The 14264-nt window shown below is 40.2% G+C and carries 11 protein-coding genes; 5 read left to right on the plus strand and 6 right to left on the minus strand.

Going from position 1 to position 14264, the window contains the following annotated elements:
• Positions 1-49: 49 nt before the first annotated feature.
• A complete protein-coding gene (locus tag AC27JL_RS10055) occupies positions 50-511 on the minus strand; it encodes a hypothetical protein (RefSeq protein WP_487195539.1) in 462 nt (153 codons plus the stop codon).
• 94 nt (positions 512-605) lie between these two features.
• Here AC27JL_RS10055 and AC27JL_RS10060 point away from each other — a divergent pair, with 94 nt between their 5' ends.
• From AC27JL_RS10060 to AC27JL_RS10075, 4 genes are all read left to right on the plus strand, one after another.
• On the plus strand, positions 606-2384 hold the full coding sequence (locus AC27JL_RS10060) for an ABCB family ABC transporter ATP-binding protein/permease (RefSeq protein ID WP_487195540.1): 1779 nt from the start codon (positions 606-608) through the stop codon (positions 2382-2384).
• Between the two features lie 170 nt (positions 2385-2554).
• Positions 2555-4633: a M13 family metallopeptidase gene (locus tag AC27JL_RS10065; protein WP_487195541.1), complete on the plus strand. Its 2079-nt coding sequence runs from the start codon at positions 2555-2557 to the stop codon at positions 4631-4633.
• Positions 4634-4835: 202 nt separating this feature from the next.
• Entirely contained in the window at positions 4836-5549 is a 714-nt protein-coding gene (locus AC27JL_RS10070; protein WP_487195543.1) for a YebC/PmpR family DNA-binding transcriptional regulator, read from the plus strand.
• A 33-nt stretch (positions 5550-5582) separates the two neighbouring features.
• Complete coding sequence (locus tag AC27JL_RS10075) at positions 5583-6914, plus strand: leucine-rich repeat domain-containing protein (protein WP_487195544.1); 1332 nt, start codon at positions 5583-5585, stop codon at positions 6912-6914.
• A 66-nt stretch (positions 6915-6980) separates the two neighbouring features.
• Here AC27JL_RS10075 and gap read toward each other — a convergent pair whose 3' ends face one another.
• From gap to glk, 5 genes are all read right to left on the minus strand, one after another.
• The gene (gap, locus tag AC27JL_RS10080; RefSeq protein WP_039036880.1) at positions 6981-7985 is read right to left on the minus strand and encodes a type I glyceraldehyde-3-phosphate dehydrogenase; all 1005 of its coding nucleotides are present in this window, start codon (positions 7983-7985) and stop codon (positions 6981-6983) included.
• 9 nt (positions 7986-7994) lie between these two features.
• A complete protein-coding gene (gene eda / locus AC27JL_RS10085) occupies positions 7995-8615 on the minus strand; it encodes a bifunctional 4-hydroxy-2-oxoglutarate aldolase/2-dehydro-3-deoxy-phosphogluconate aldolase (protein ID WP_008131571.1) in 621 nt (206 codons plus the stop codon).
• A 33-nt stretch (positions 8616-8648) separates the two neighbouring features.
• Complete coding sequence (edd, locus tag AC27JL_RS10090) at positions 8649-10499, minus strand: phosphogluconate dehydratase (protein ID WP_039036878.1); 1851 nt, start codon at positions 10497-10499, stop codon at positions 8649-8651.
• Positions 10500-10827: 328 nt separating this feature from the next.
• Entirely contained in the window at positions 10828-11844 is a 1017-nt protein-coding gene (locus tag AC27JL_RS10095) for a LacI family DNA-binding transcriptional regulator (protein ID WP_010557463.1), read from the minus strand.
• Positions 11845-11876: 32 nt separating this feature from the next.
• The gene (glk, locus tag AC27JL_RS10100) at positions 11877-12869 is read right to left on the minus strand and encodes a glucokinase (protein ID WP_487195545.1); all 993 of its coding nucleotides are present in this window, start codon (positions 12867-12869) and stop codon (positions 11877-11879) included.
• Positions 12870-13160: 291 nt separating this feature from the next.
• Between glk and AC27JL_RS10105 the strand changes: the two genes are divergently transcribed.
• Positions 13161-14177 (plus strand): LacI family DNA-binding transcriptional regulator, encoded by a 1017-nt coding sequence (locus tag AC27JL_RS10105; RefSeq protein WP_487195546.1) that lies wholly within the window; start codon positions 13161-13163, stop codon positions 14175-14177.
• The last annotated feature ends 87 nt before the right edge of the window (positions 14178-14264 follow it).

Raw genomic sequence — 14264 nt, forward strand, 5'->3', positions numbered from 1 at the left:
AGGCTTAAACGAAAAACGTTAAAACCTAATAAAAATTAAATAAGGAAAATTAAGCGTGGTAGGTAGTTACTGCTTTGTAGAGTAAGTTGGCATCTTTCCAGCCACTTAAACGGGATTTTTTACTGTGATGCACAAGCGTATACCAAGGCTGAATAGCATTTACAGCTTGGGGGCGTAAAAATATTTGCCTAACAAGGTGCTGCGCAAAAAACTCAAAAACAACATCGTATTCTGGCTCACTTTGAACTGTGTGCAAAAAAAGTGACGCATTACTTGCTGTAAGCCTTGGCTGATGTGAGTCAAAATCGGTGTGTTGTGTTTTTTTATGCGCAGGTGCGTCTGCAGACTTTTTAGTAGGCTTCGTTTTAGTTATATCAATAGCATCTGTAAATAAAATGTGTGAACTGGCAGCAGGATTTAAATTTTGTGTTACCTGCACAGCATTACTCTGCACACTAAACAGTGCAGCTAGTAGCAAAAAAGCAGTTATAAAAACACGAAATTTAAACATACTTAAATCAAACTAAAATAAGAGATGCCTAGTATATTAGGGCAACTATTTAAAATACAATGCTTAACAATTAAGTATTTAATCGAGAAAAATAATGCGCTCCAGACAAAACGTTGAAAAACGTGCAGACGCCATGAATTTAAAACAAAGCATTAAAACGTTGTGGCCTTACATTACAAAGTTTAAAGGGCGCGTATTTATTGCGCTTTTAGCGCTTATTGGTGCTAAAGGCGCCACGCTTTTAATGCCTTGGGCGTTAAAAGAAATTATCGACTCGGTTGATAAATCAATAAACCCAGTGTTGGTCATTCCCGCTCTATTATTAATAATGTACGGCGGTTTGCGTTTCGCTAGTGTGTTTTTAGGTGAAGTAAGAGACGCTGTTTTTTCACGGGTAACCGAACATGCTATGCGCAATATTGGCCTAAAAGTGTTTAAGCATTTGCACTCGCTTGAACTTGCATTTCACTTAGACAGGCAAACTGGTGGTATAAGCCGTGACATAGAACGTGGTACCAGTGGACTCAGCTTTTTAATGCGCTTTTTAATGTTTAACATTGTGCCTACCCTTTTTGAAATTCTCACCGTTGCTATTATTTTTGGGTCGCTATTTTCTATTTGGTTTGCGTTAATTACACTTCTTGCTGTTGGCGTATATATATTTTTTACAGTCACGGTGACACAGTGGCGTAATCGTTTTATTCGTGAATCAAACGCAGCTGATAACCTCAGTAACACACGCGCAATAGACAGCTTACTTAATTATGAAACTGTAAAATATTTTAATAATGAGCAGTTTGAAGCCAAAACATATGACTCATTTTTAGCTAATTGGGAAACCGCGCGTTTAAAAAATAGGATGTCTTTGCTTGCGCTTAATTCAGGGCAAGCATTAATTATTGCCAGTGCCATCACTGCGTTAATGTGGTTAGGTTCAAGCGAGGTAGTAACAGGGTCACTAAGCATTGGTGAATTAGTAATGATAAACGCGTATATGATCCAATTATTTTTACCGCTTAACTTTTTAGGATTTGTTTACCGTGAAATCCGCCGTGCTCTTACCGATTTAGAAAACATGCTGGGCTTACTCAATAAAAAACCACAAGTCACTAACGCTCCAAATGCTAATCCCCTTAATGTCCCAAATGGGGAAATTGCCTTTAATAATGTTAGTTTTAGCTACAACGCTAACCGCCCTATTCTAAATAATATTAGCTTTAAAGTGAAAGCAGGTAGCAAGGTAGCTATTGTGGGCGCAAGTGGTGCTGGCAAAAGTTCACTAGCGCGCCTGCTCTATCGTTTTTATGATGTAACATCGGGCAGCATTACTATTGATAACCAAGCTATTAGTGCGGTAACGCTTGATAGCCTTCGCAAAGCTATTGCTATTGTTCCTCAAGATACCGTTTTATTTAACACTACAATTCGTGAAAACATTGCCTATGGTCGCCCTTCTGCAAGCGATAGTGATATTGATAAAGCCATTGAAATGGCTCATTTAAAAGATTTCATTAATACGTTAGCTGATGGCGATAAAACGCGAGTGGGTGAACGAGGTTTAAAAGTATCTGGCGGCGAAAAACAGCGTATTGCAATAGCACGCGCTATTTTAAAACAATCCCCAATTTTAATATTTGACGAGGCAACGTCGGCACTCGACTCTCAGGCCGAGCAAGCAATTTTAAAGGCAATGCATGAAGTAGCCAGCGAGCACACCAGTATTGTGATTGCCCATAGGTTATCAACCATTACTGATGCCCACACTATTATTGTGCTTAAGTCGGGCCAAATTGTTGAACAAGGGCAACATAACGAATTGCTGGCCTTGGGCGGTGAATACGCACATATGTGGGCATTACAACAACAAGATTAACCTGTTTATTAATTTATGTTGGTAGCTTGTTGCTTACGTTGTTTATTGGTTTTATCGGGTCAGGCTGTGATTCACCTCAAAAGAATTGTGTGCCTGTCTTTTATACATAACAATCAAAATGATATTTTTATAACAAAAATTAACAAATTCATTATCCAGGGGGATAAACGATGAAAAAGAGTTTAATTGCAGCGGCTTTAGCTGCCACTTTTATAACAGGCTGTTCAGAGCCACAAACTACAAGCAGTGAAGTTCAAACTGCAAGCACAGAAAATACAGTTGTTAGCAATAAAGCTGAATTAGGTAGCTTTGGTGTTGATTTATCAGCGCGGAACGAAGCCGTTAAACCTGGTGATGACTTTTTCATGTACGCCAGTGGCACGTGGTACGACAACTACAATATGCCAGCAGACAAAACGCGTTATGGTGCGTTTTCGGCTTTAGCAGAACGCAGTGAAGACCGTGTTAAAAAAATTATTGAAGACATTGCAGCACGTAAAGAGCTTAACGCTGAAGAGCAATTGGTTGCTGATTTTTATAACTCGTACATGGATACCGACACACTTAATGAACTTGGTGTTAAACCTATTCAACCGCTGTTAAATCAAATTAGTAATATGGAATCAACCGACGACTTAGCTTATGTTTTTGGGCAATCGTGGTTATCGGGCCTTCGTACTCCTATTGGTGGTGGTATGTGGTTTAACCGTTTAGACCCAAATAAATACGAAATGTCGTTAGGCGCTGGTGGTTTAGGTTTACCAGACCGTTCTTACTATCTAGAAGATGCTGAGCGTTTTGTTAAAACCCGTGAAGCGTATGTAGCCCACATTGCCGACATGCTAAATTTTGCCAATGTTGATAACACAACAGAACGCGCAAAAGCCATACTAGAGCTTGAAACTAAAATAGCACAAGGCCATTGGCCGCGCGAAAAACGACGTAATCGCGACCTGTCGTTAAATCAAATTAAACGTGAAGATTTAGCCTCTACATACCCTGGTTTTAACTGGGATGTATATTTTGAGCAAACAGGATACAAAGTACCTCAACTTAATGTATCTCAGCCTGAACCGGTTAAAGCCATGATTGAGCTTATCAACAATGAAGATTTAGCGGTTTGGAAAGACTACTTAACCTACCATGCAATTAGCGGTAATGCAGGTTTACTTTCTGAAGATATTTTTAATACACGTTTTGCATTTTATGGCAAAGAACTAAACGGCCAGCAAGAACCACGCCCTCGTTGGAAACGTGCAATTAACGAAATGTCGGGCACAAGCTCGCTAGGCTTTGCTATTGGTAAAATTTACGTTGACCAATACTTTCCTGAATCATCTAAACAACAAATGTCTGAACTGGTTGAAAACCTGCGTTCAGCATTAGGTGAGCGAATTGATAATCTTGATTGGATGGGCGCTGAAACTAAGGTAAACGCACGTGCTAAGTTAGCAGCATTTGTTCCAAAAATTGGTTACCCAGATGTATGGCAGTCTTACGATGGTTTAACTATTAGCCAAAACGATTTAGTAGGTAACGTTAAAAACATGCGTGAATTTTTCCGCGCTGAAAGCGTAGAAAAAGAACTACAAAAAACTGACCGTAACCGTTGGGGCATGACACCACAACGTGTAAATGCATACTACAATAGCTCATTTAACGAAATTGTGTTTCCAGCCGCTATATTGCAACCTCCGTTTTTTGATCCAAATGCCGATCCAGCGGTTAACTACGGCGGCATTGGTGCTGTAATTGGCCACGAAATGGGTCATGGATTTGATGATCAGGGTTCAAAATCTGATGCTAACGGTATTCAACGTAACTGGTGGACAGACGAAGACCGTGCTGCATTTGATGCAAAAGCAGACCAACTTGCCGCACAGTACAGTAAATACGAACCTATTGAAGGTAACTTTGTAAACGGGCGTAATAGCTTAGGCGAAAATATTGGTGATGTGGGTGGTTTAGCCATGGCTTACCACGCATACAAACTAAGCCTAAATGGTAAAGAAGCGCCTGTCATTGACGGTGTAACCGGCGATCAACGTTTCTTTTTAGCTTGGGCACAAGTATGGAAAGAAAAACGTACTGAGCAAAGTATGTTAAACCAACTACGCGGTGGCACGCATGCACCTGGTCGCTTTAGAGCACAAGCACCACGTAACCACGATGCTTGGTACAAAGCATTTGACGTAAAACCTGGTGATGCCTTGTATTTACCAGAAGAAGAACGCGTTCGTATTTGGTAATTACACAAATACACATGTAAACAAAAACTAAACAGCCCGCAACAGCGGGCTGTTTAGTTTTAAGCATATTCTTTTATTCAAATGGTTATTTTAGCTTTTTAACTATTAATGTTCCCCATTCCGTACTAGCCCTTAATGCCATTTACCTTTAGAATACGGTCTATTATTTTTCAGTTATTTATAAAATTAAGGCGAAACGCAGATGGGAAGAGCTTACCAAAACAAAAAAGATTCAATGGCTAAAACTGCGGGTGCTAAAACTAAAGTTTACTCTAAGTACGGTAAAGAAATTTATATTTGTGCTAAAAATGGCGGTGTAGATACAGATGGTAATCTATCATTACGCCGTTTAATTGAACGTGCAAAAAAAGACCAAGTACCAGCACACGTAATTGAACGCGCAATTGAAAAAGCAAAAGGCGGCGGCGGTGAAGACTACGCAGCAACACGTTACGAAGGTTACGGCCCTGGTAACTGTATGATTATTGTTGACTGTTTAACCGATAACAACAAACGTACATTTGCAGACGTACGCGTTTGTTTTACAAAAGCAAATGCTAAAATTGGCGCACAAAATTCGGTGTCACATTTATTTGACCATTTAGCTATTTTTGTTTTTGATGGCGACGATGATGAAGCTGTTCTTGAAGCGCTTATGATGGCTGATGTTGATGTAACCGATGTAGAAGTTGATAACGGTAAAGTAACCGTATTCGCACCTCATACTGAATACAACAACACACGTACTGCATTAGAAGAAATGGGCATTACTGAATTTGACGAAGACTTAATTGCGTTCGTACCACAAGTAGAAGCGCCAATTGAAGGTGAAGATGTTGAAGTAATGGAGCGCTTTTTAGCAATGCTAGAAGATTGTGACGACGTACAAAACGTTTATCATAACGCGCAATTCTAAACCTCATCTACATATTAATTAAAGCCAACAGCCATGTTGGCTTTTTTATTTACAGGGCTTTATAAATTAATGAATACCCTTTCAGAGCTAAAGGCTGGTAAGTTAGCCGGTGCAAAGCACTTACAGCTGGTTGAGCAACTATCTGAGTTTCCCACAGACATTTTTAAGCTTGCCGATACACTTGAAGTACTTGATCTTTCTAATAATAATTTAAGTGATTTACCAGACGAGTTTTCGTGTTTGCATCGCCTTAAGCGTGTGTTTTTGTCGTTTAATCAATTTAAACATATACCCTCAGTATTGGCTAAATGCCCTGCTTTAATTATGGTTGCGTTTAAAGGAAACCAAGTATCGGAGTTTGCACCAAACAGCCTGCCAAAAAATATTGAGTGGCTTATTCTCACCGATAATAACTTACACGAATTACCTGACGACCTTGGTAATTACACCCAGCTTAAAAAGCTTGCGCTTGCGGGTAATAAGCTAACACATTTACCAGCAAGCATGGCTAACTGTACTAATTTAGAGCTTGTTAGGCTCTCTGCAAATAACCTAATAAAACTCGATGACTGGCTACTAGAATTACCAAAACTTGCTTGGCTTGCCTTTGCTGGTAACGACTTTAATAAAGCGCAGTGCTTAACTAAAAGTACGTTGAAAAATACCCCACTTAAAAATTTTCAGCTTAAAAAAGTAATAGGCCAAGGCGCATCGGGTGTTATTCATCTTGCAAAAACAGAACATAATAATGTTGCAGTGAAACTTTTTAAAGGCGCGATCACCAGCGATGGTTACCCACTTGATGAGGTGAATTGCTGCCTACAAGCTGCTAATCATGCAAACTTAATAAAGGTATTAAGCTACATAGAGCAAAGTGAACAACTTGGCTTGGTAATGGAGTTAATAGATACCAATTATACTAATTTAGGGTTACCACCAAGTTTAGAAACATGTACACGCGATACGTTTAATGACGGTTGCAACTACTCAATTGAAGCTGTTTATAAAATAGCAAAACAAATGGCAAATACGCTTACTCACCTTCATACGAATAAGGTAAGCCACGGCGATATTTACGCCCATAACACCATGATAAATGAACACTATGACGTTTTATTTGGCGATTTCGGAGCAGCAACAAATTTAGCTATGCTTAGCGAATATCAGCAAAAGCAAATACAATTAATAGAAGTCCGCGCTTTTGGTTGTTTAATAGAGGATTTACTAAGTACTGTTAGCGCAGCAGTTAAGCAAGACGAATTGTTTGGTAAAATGTCCGATATAGCAACGCGTTCTACTAACAGCGTTATTGCATCACGCCCTAGCTTTAAAGCATTAAGCACCTTATTAAACGAATTGGTATAAATTAAGCAAAAAAAAGCCTGCATAATGCAGGCTTGGTTGGATAAAGCTAAACTTTTACAGGGTCAATTATAAGTACTGACCTAATGCTTTAACTTGGTCTAACATGCGGTTTGAGAAACCCCACTCGTTATCGTACCAAGCCATTACTTTAACTAGTTTGCCATCAGCTTTAGTTTGCGTTGCATCAAAAATTGATGACGCTGGGTTGTGATTAAAATCAATAGAAACAAGCGGAAGCTCGTTGTACTCTAAAATTTCTTTCATTGAACCTGTTGCTGCGGCTTTCATTACTTCGTTAATTTCTTCAGCAGTTGTTTCGCGCTTAGTAATAAACGTAAAATCAACTAAAGAAACATTAATAGTAGGTACACGTACCGACATACCGTCTAATTTACCCGCAAGCTCTGGAAGTACTAAGCCAACAGCTGCAGCAGCACCTGTTTTAGTTGGGATCATAGATTGTGTTGCACTACGCGCACGGTATAGATCTGGGTGGTAAACGTCAGATAAGTTTTGATCGTTTGTGTAAGCATGAATTGTAGTCATGCTACCTTGCTCAATACCTACTGTGTCGTTAATTGCTTTTGCAATAGGTGCTAAACAGTTAGTCGTACAAGATGCGTTAGAGATAATGTTGCTATCAGCATTAATTACATCGCTGTTAACGCCGTGAACTACTGTTGCATCTAAATCTTTACCAGGAGCAGATACAATTACTTTTTTAGCGCCAGCTGTAATGTGCTTAGCCGCGTCTTCACGCTTAGTGAAAAAGCCCGTACATTCTAAAACGATATCTACGTTTAGCTCTTTCCACGGTAGGTTTGCAGGGTCACGCTCTTGAGTAAGTGTAATTACGTCATCACCAATCAGCATGGTGTTATCTGCAAGTGTTACTTTTTTAGAAAATTGACCATGAACTGAGTCAAACTGTGTTAAATGTGCATTTACATTAGCCGGTGCTAAATCGTTAATTGCTACAATTTTAATTTCACTGTTTTGTGCTGACTCATAAAGCGCACGTAATACATTGCGACCGATACGACCATAACCGTTAATTGCTACATTAATCATTTGAGACTCCTATTTAAGTTCACTTGCTTGGCGAGCAAGCGCTTCAATGGCTTGCCAGTCTTTATTTTCAATTAGTTGTTTGTCTAGCATCCATGTACCACCAACACAAATAACATTGTTAAGTGCTAAATAGTTAGGTGCAGTTGCTAGGCTAATGCCACCTGTTGGGCAAAAAGTAATATGTGGTAATGGTCCGCCTATAGACTTAAGCATTGCCGTTCCGCCTGCAGCTTCAGCAGGGAAGAATTTTAAATACTTAAAACCATGGCTTGCTAACTGCATTACTTCGCTCGCAGTTGCAGCACCAGGTAAAAATGGAATGTCTGACTCTTTTGCAAGTGCTAATAACTCAGTACTAACACCTGGGCTAACCATGAAATCTGCACCTGCAGCCACTGAGGCTTCAAAGCTTGCTTTATCAACTACAGTTCCCGTACCAACAAAAGCTTCTGGCACTTCAGCTTTCATCAACTTTACAGCTTCTGCTGCAATTGGCGTACGCAGTGTAATTTCAAGTGCTTTTAAGCCACCGTTGTATAACGCTCTAGCAAGTGGTGCAGCATCTTCTAATTTTTCGATTACAACCACTGGCACAACGGGTGCCGATGCTAAGATTTTTTCAATACTCATTACTTGTTCCTCATTACCCAGTACGGCTAATTATTATTCAAGTCCAAAAGCACTCGCGCCTAAATCGGCACTGCTTACGATATTTCTAAATCCAGTAAATAACTCACGTCCCGTACCAAATGTTAAGCTTGGCTGGCTAATTTCAAGCTCACGTTTTGCAAGCTCGTCGTCGCTAACATGTACTTTTAAAATTCCGTTAGGGGCATCTAAAGTAACTAAGTCGCCTTCTTGAATTTTTGCAATTATGCCACCTTCAACGGCTTCTGGTGCTAGGTGAATTGCAGCTGGTACTTTACCTGATGCACCCGACATACGACCGTCAGTTACAATAGCAACTTTAAAACCTTGGTCTTGAAGGGTTGCCATTACTGGCGTTAATTTATGAAGCTCTGGCATACCTTTCGCTTTAGGGCCCTGCTCTTTAAGCACAGCTATAAAGTCTTGATTTAACTCGCCGCGGGTATACGCGTCTTGTAATGCTCCTTGCGAGTTGAAAACTTTAGCAGGTGCAGTAACAACTTGATGCTCCTCAGCTACAGCAGACACTTTAATAACCGCTTTACCTAAATTACCAGTAAGCAGTTGTAAGCCACCTTGTTTGCTAAATGGATTACTTACAGGACGAAGCACTTCTTCATCAAGTGAATTAGCAGGACAATCAACCCATTTCACTTTGCTTGGACCATTTGAATCGCTCATGATCAGGCTTTCGTCTTTATCTAAACGCGGCTCTGTCATATATGGCGCAAGACCATCGCCAAGCATTGTCTTAACGTCTGTATGTAAGTAGCCTGCGCTTGCTAGTTCGCGCATTAAGAAGCCCATGCCGCCGGCTGCTTGAAAATGATTTACATCTGCTGAACCGTTAGGGTAAATACGCGTAAGTAGTGGAACAACTTCTGATAAATCAGACATGTCTTTCCACGTAACTTGGATACCAGCAGCCTTAGCAATTGCAACGATATGAATGGCATGGTTAGTAGAACCACCTGTAGATAACAAGCCTACTAAACCATTAATAATGGTTTTTTCGCTAATTACCTCTGCTAAACATGGGCTTTCTTTATCATCTGTAAGCTGCTTAAGCATGGTTTCTACAGCATTACCCGTTAATCCATCACGAAGCTCTGTATACGGGTTAATAAACGAGCTACCAGGAAGGTGTAAGCCCATTATTTCCATTAACATTTGGTTAGAGTTTGCAGTACCGTAAAACGTACAAGTACCCGCGCTGTGGTAAGATGCACTTTCAGCTTCTAATAAATCTTCGCGGCTAACTAGGCCTTGTGCAAACTTTTGGCGAATACGTGCTTTTTCTTTATTTGGGATACCCGACTGCATTGGACCCGCAGGTAAAAAGAACACAGGTAAATGGCCAAATGATAATGCGCCAATTAATAAACCTGGGACAATTTTGTCACATACGCCTAAACAAAAAACGCCATCAAACACATCATGTGAAAGTGAAACAGCGGTAGACATTGCAATCACATCACGAGAAAAAAGCGATAATTCCATGCCATCACGCCCTTGCGTAACACCATCACACATTGCAGGAACGCCACCCGCTACCTGAGCGGTTGCGTCAAACTTGGTTGCAATGCTTTTGATTACGTCTGGGTAATCTTTGTAAGGTACATGCGCAGATAGCATGTCGTTGTATGAATTGATAATAGCTAAGTTTGGCACTTCATCTGCTTTTAAGCGCGCTTTGTCGTCGCTACTACAAGCTGCCATTACGTGGGCAATGTTGCCACAACCTAATCCCGCACGAACTCTTGTTTGTTTTTTTGCATGCGAAATACGATCTAAATAATCTTGACGGGTTTGTTTACTGCGTTCAATAACGCGTTGGGTAACTTCTTGAATTCGAGGATGTAACATAATTAACTCATCTCTATTAGTTAGAGGATAAAGGCTCAGTAGCAATTACAGACTCCACGTAAATAACTGTACTGAGCATCTTTGATTGACCCGTTCAAAGGTACGATATCAGGGAGCCTCTCACAACAAACCTGACACCGGTGTCACTGTATTAACTCACAGCTATGACACCGGTGTCAACCCTGACCGCTAAAATTAATTTAACTTTTTATCATGACCAATTAATGAACACTTAAATTCTTGTGTACATACAGACTTTTATCAAGCTACGGGCAAAAAAAAGCCTGAATAAGCGTCACTCTTATTCAGGCTACTGTGAAAAAGTATTTTATTGGTTTACGCGAGCTGTTGATTCACGCGTTATTAAACGCGATTCAAGCGTAATTTGAAAAGGCTGTTCTTGAGGCTCTGTAATGTGATTAATTAATTGAGTAACAGCAAGCTTTGTCATCTCTTCTACTGGTTGGGCTATGGTTGTTAACCCTGGCCATATGTGGCGTGCAATAGGTGCATTATCAAAACCAGCTATAGATATGTCGTCAGGTACACGCAATTGCCTTTGTGTTGCAAGTTTAAGTACTGCAGCTGCCATGTAATCGTTCGATGCAAATACAGCCGTAGGCCGTGGCGACAAGTCTAAAATACTGCGGGCGCTGTCTACACCCGAGTGGTAACTAAAGTTACCCTCTTCAACTAATCGCTCGTCAAACTCAATATTATGATCGGCTAATGCACGCCTGTAGCCTTTAAAGCGCTGCTGTGTTGCACTGTGATCGGGGTGACCTTTAATAAATGCAATTGACTTGTGACCAAGGCTGATTAAATGTTCTGTAATTTCAAATGCGCCCTGCTCATCGTTACTACGAACAGAAATAGATTCATCTTGTAAAATTGCGGACGCTACTCTCGCAAACGGGATTTTTTTAGCTGTTAAAAACTCAACCAGCTCAGGAAAATCACCAAAAGGTGGCGTAAGTACAATACCATCTAAACGGGATGTTTGAAGTAACTGCTCAACGTTGCTAATTAAAGCCTCACCTCTGCATTCACATGGGTGAATTAGCAAGTTGTAATTGTTTTCTTGGCAAGCGGCTAAAGCCCCTGTTTGAACACGGGTTATGTAGCTTTTACTTGGGTTGTCGTATAAACAACCAATAATAAAACTTCGATTTTGTGCTAACCCACGCGCTATAGGGTTTGGCGTGTAATCCAACTCTTTAAACACAGCGAGTACTTTTTCGCGAGTGGCTGCACTCACGTTGGGCTCGTTATTTAGAACCCGCGATACTGTCTTTTTAGATACGCCAGCATGACTTGCTACGCTGTTGATTGTTACTTTCTTCATCACTCTATTTTCCACATGCAATCAACAAAAAACTAATTGGCGTTGTGCAAACACGCCGCTGCGCCAATTAAAGGTATGTTGTCTTGTGTCACTAATGTAACAGGTATTTGCCCTGTGTATTGCGACATAATCCCTTTTTGCGAAAAGCGTTCAACAAAACGGCTTTCAAGTAATCGAGCTTGCATACGCGGTAATATTCCACCACCTATAAATAGGCCACCCAATGCGCCATAAGCTAGTGATAAATCGCCTGCTACGCTGCCAATCCAATCACAAAATTGATTCAGGGTTGCATCGCACACATCACATTCGCCACTATTTGCTAAGCTGCTAATTTGTGCAGCATCAAGATTTTTAGGCGATTGCCCTTTAACTGCAGCCATTGCTTTATATAGATGGGTAATACCAGGGCCTGAAAAAACGGTTTCGACAGACACGTGTTGATGCTCTTTTTTTAGTTCTTGAATTAACAAGGCATCAAGCTCTGTTACCGCTGCAAGCGATATGTGCCCACCTTCCGAACTTAAAACAGAAGTAGAGTGAGATGTTCTGACTAAACAAGCCGCACCAAAGCCAGTTCCGGGCCCCATTACACCAATATTTGCATTGTCATCAGCTTGACCTGCTTTTATAACAACATTTTGAGATGGGCTTAAGTAAGGTGCAGCGTAAGCAAAAGCAGCAAAATCATTAATAACATCAAGCTCATTTAACTCAAAATAAGCCTTAAAATCGTTAACACTAAAGTGCCATCCTAAATTTGTTAAATGCACCTGCCCTGCTTTTATAGGGCCAGCAACCGCCAAACATGCGCGTTTTGGTACAATATGTGGTACGGTTGATAAGTAATGCTCGAGCGCTTTTTGAAGTGAGCCAAAATTAGCACTAGGAAACGTATTATTATGCTCAATTGCAAATTGATTTGTTGTGTCATCAAACGATGTAATTAAAGCAAAACGAGCATTAGTGCCACCAACATCGGCAACTAAAATAGGATCAAATTGGGTAGAAGAGTTTAGGCTCATGGTGTTATCTCTTTTGTTTAAGCAATCAGTGCTTTTTGTTCTACAATAGTAAACCATTGGTGTAATTGCTTTAGGCTATCACCCTAAAGCGGCTATCAGAGAAAAAATGCTGCCTGTAGCAATTACAAGCAGCCAATTCGTTTTGACAACAAAATGATAAAACATAAATATTATGACACCGGTGTCACAGTCAAATCAATAAATAATTTACATTAAACACAAAAAGCTTGAAATATTTAATTAATAAACGAAAATGGCACTATTGTGTATTACATTAACTAAGTTGTGATAATGAAAGGTAAAGCTACATCATTTGATATTGCCCACTATGCAGGGGTATCTCAATCAACTGTATCTCGCGCTTTACGAAATAGCCCGCTTGTTAACGAAGAAACACGTAAACGTGTTCATGACATTGCAAAAAAACTTAATTACAAGGTCGACAAAAACGCAAGCAACTTGCGCACGCAACAAAGCAGCACACTCGCACTTTTATTATTTGAAGACCCTACCTCAGACGAATCACAAATTAACCCGTTCTTTTTATCTATGCTCGGCAGTATTACACGCGCGTGTGCAAAAGAAGGCTACGATTTATTAGTATCGTTTCAATCAGCCAGTGCAGATTGGCAAGCCGATTACGAAGATAGCCACAGAGCCGATGGCATTATTTTGCTTGGTTATGGCGATTACATTGATTTTCAACCTAAATTTAAAACACTGCTTGAGCAAAACACTAAATTTGTATGTTGGGGGGCAACGGTAGATAACAGACCTGATTTAACCGTGTGCTGTGACAATTACGGTGGTGGTAAACAAGCTGCGGCTCATTTTATAGCTCACAACAGACAAGATTGTACATTTATTGGCGATGCTTCTGACCACAGTCCGGAATTTTTTGCTCGCTTTCAAGGGTTTAAGGACGAGCTAGAAGCTAACAACATCGCAATAAATGAACGTAAAATGGCTAACGCTATTTCAACTGAAGAATCGGGCTATCATGCAACTCGCTCGCTCATTGCCAATAATATTAAATTTAATGCGTTGTTTGCAGCAAGCGATTTAATTGCAATTGGTGCTATCAGAGCACTCAAAGAAGCAAACATTAATGTCCCTAAAGATGTCGCTGTAGTCGGGTTTGATAACATAGCTATAGCCAGTTTTGTAAACCCACCACTGACAACCATAGAGCAGAATACAACTCTTGCAGGGCAAATGCTCGTTGAAAATTTACTCAAACTAATCAGAGAAGAAGATGTGCAAAGCACCCTTTTACCCCCTGTGTTAATTGCTCGCGGATCGAGTTAAATATTAAGAAAAGTCATGTAATTTAAACAAATGTAACACCTCCATGATTTACATTTGTTTACAAATCGCAACCCAAATCAACATAAT

This window comes from Pseudoalteromonas sp. 4NS20-0020, from assembly GCF_057554385.1.

What these genes read in the sequence shown, in the direction of transcription:
- AC27JL_RS10055 (WP_487195539.1), bottom strand. Translation starts at nt 511, where the DNA reads ATGTTTAAATTTCGTGTTTTTATAACTGCTTTTTTGCTACTAGCTGCA.
- AC27JL_RS10060 (WP_487195540.1), top strand. Translation starts at nt 606, where the DNA reads ATGCGCTCCAGACAAAACGTTGAAAAACGTGCAGACGCCATGAATTTA.
- AC27JL_RS10065 (WP_487195541.1), top strand. Translation starts at nt 2,555, where the DNA reads ATGAAAAAGAGTTTAATTGCAGCGGCTTTAGCTGCCACTTTTATAACA.
- AC27JL_RS10070 (WP_487195543.1), top strand. Translation starts at nt 4,836, where the DNA reads ATGGGAAGAGCTTACCAAAACAAAAAAGATTCAATGGCTAAAACTGCG.
- AC27JL_RS10075 (WP_487195544.1), top strand. Translation starts at nt 5,583, where the DNA reads ATGTTGGCTTTTTTATTTACAGGGCTTTATAAATTAATGAATACCCTT.
- gap (WP_039036880.1), bottom strand. Translation starts at nt 7,985, where the DNA reads ATGATTAATGTAGCAATTAACGGTTATGGTCGTATCGGTCGCAATGTA.
- eda (WP_008131571.1), bottom strand. Translation starts at nt 8,615, where the DNA reads ATGAGTATTGAAAAAATCTTAGCATCGGCACCCGTTGTGCCAGTGGTT.
- edd (WP_039036878.1), bottom strand. Translation starts at nt 10,499, where the DNA reads ATGTTACATCCTCGAATTCAAGAAGTTACCCAACGCGTTATTGAACGC.
- AC27JL_RS10095 (WP_010557463.1), bottom strand. Translation starts at nt 11,844, where the DNA reads ATGAAGAAAGTAACAATCAACAGCGTAGCAAGTCATGCTGGCGTATCT.
- glk (WP_487195545.1), bottom strand. Translation starts at nt 12,869, where the DNA reads ATGAGCCTAAACTCTTCTACCCAATTTGATCCTATTTTAGTTGCCGAT.
- AC27JL_RS10105 (WP_487195546.1), top strand. Translation starts at nt 13,161, where the DNA reads ATGAAAGGTAAAGCTACATCATTTGATATTGCCCACTATGCAGGGGTA.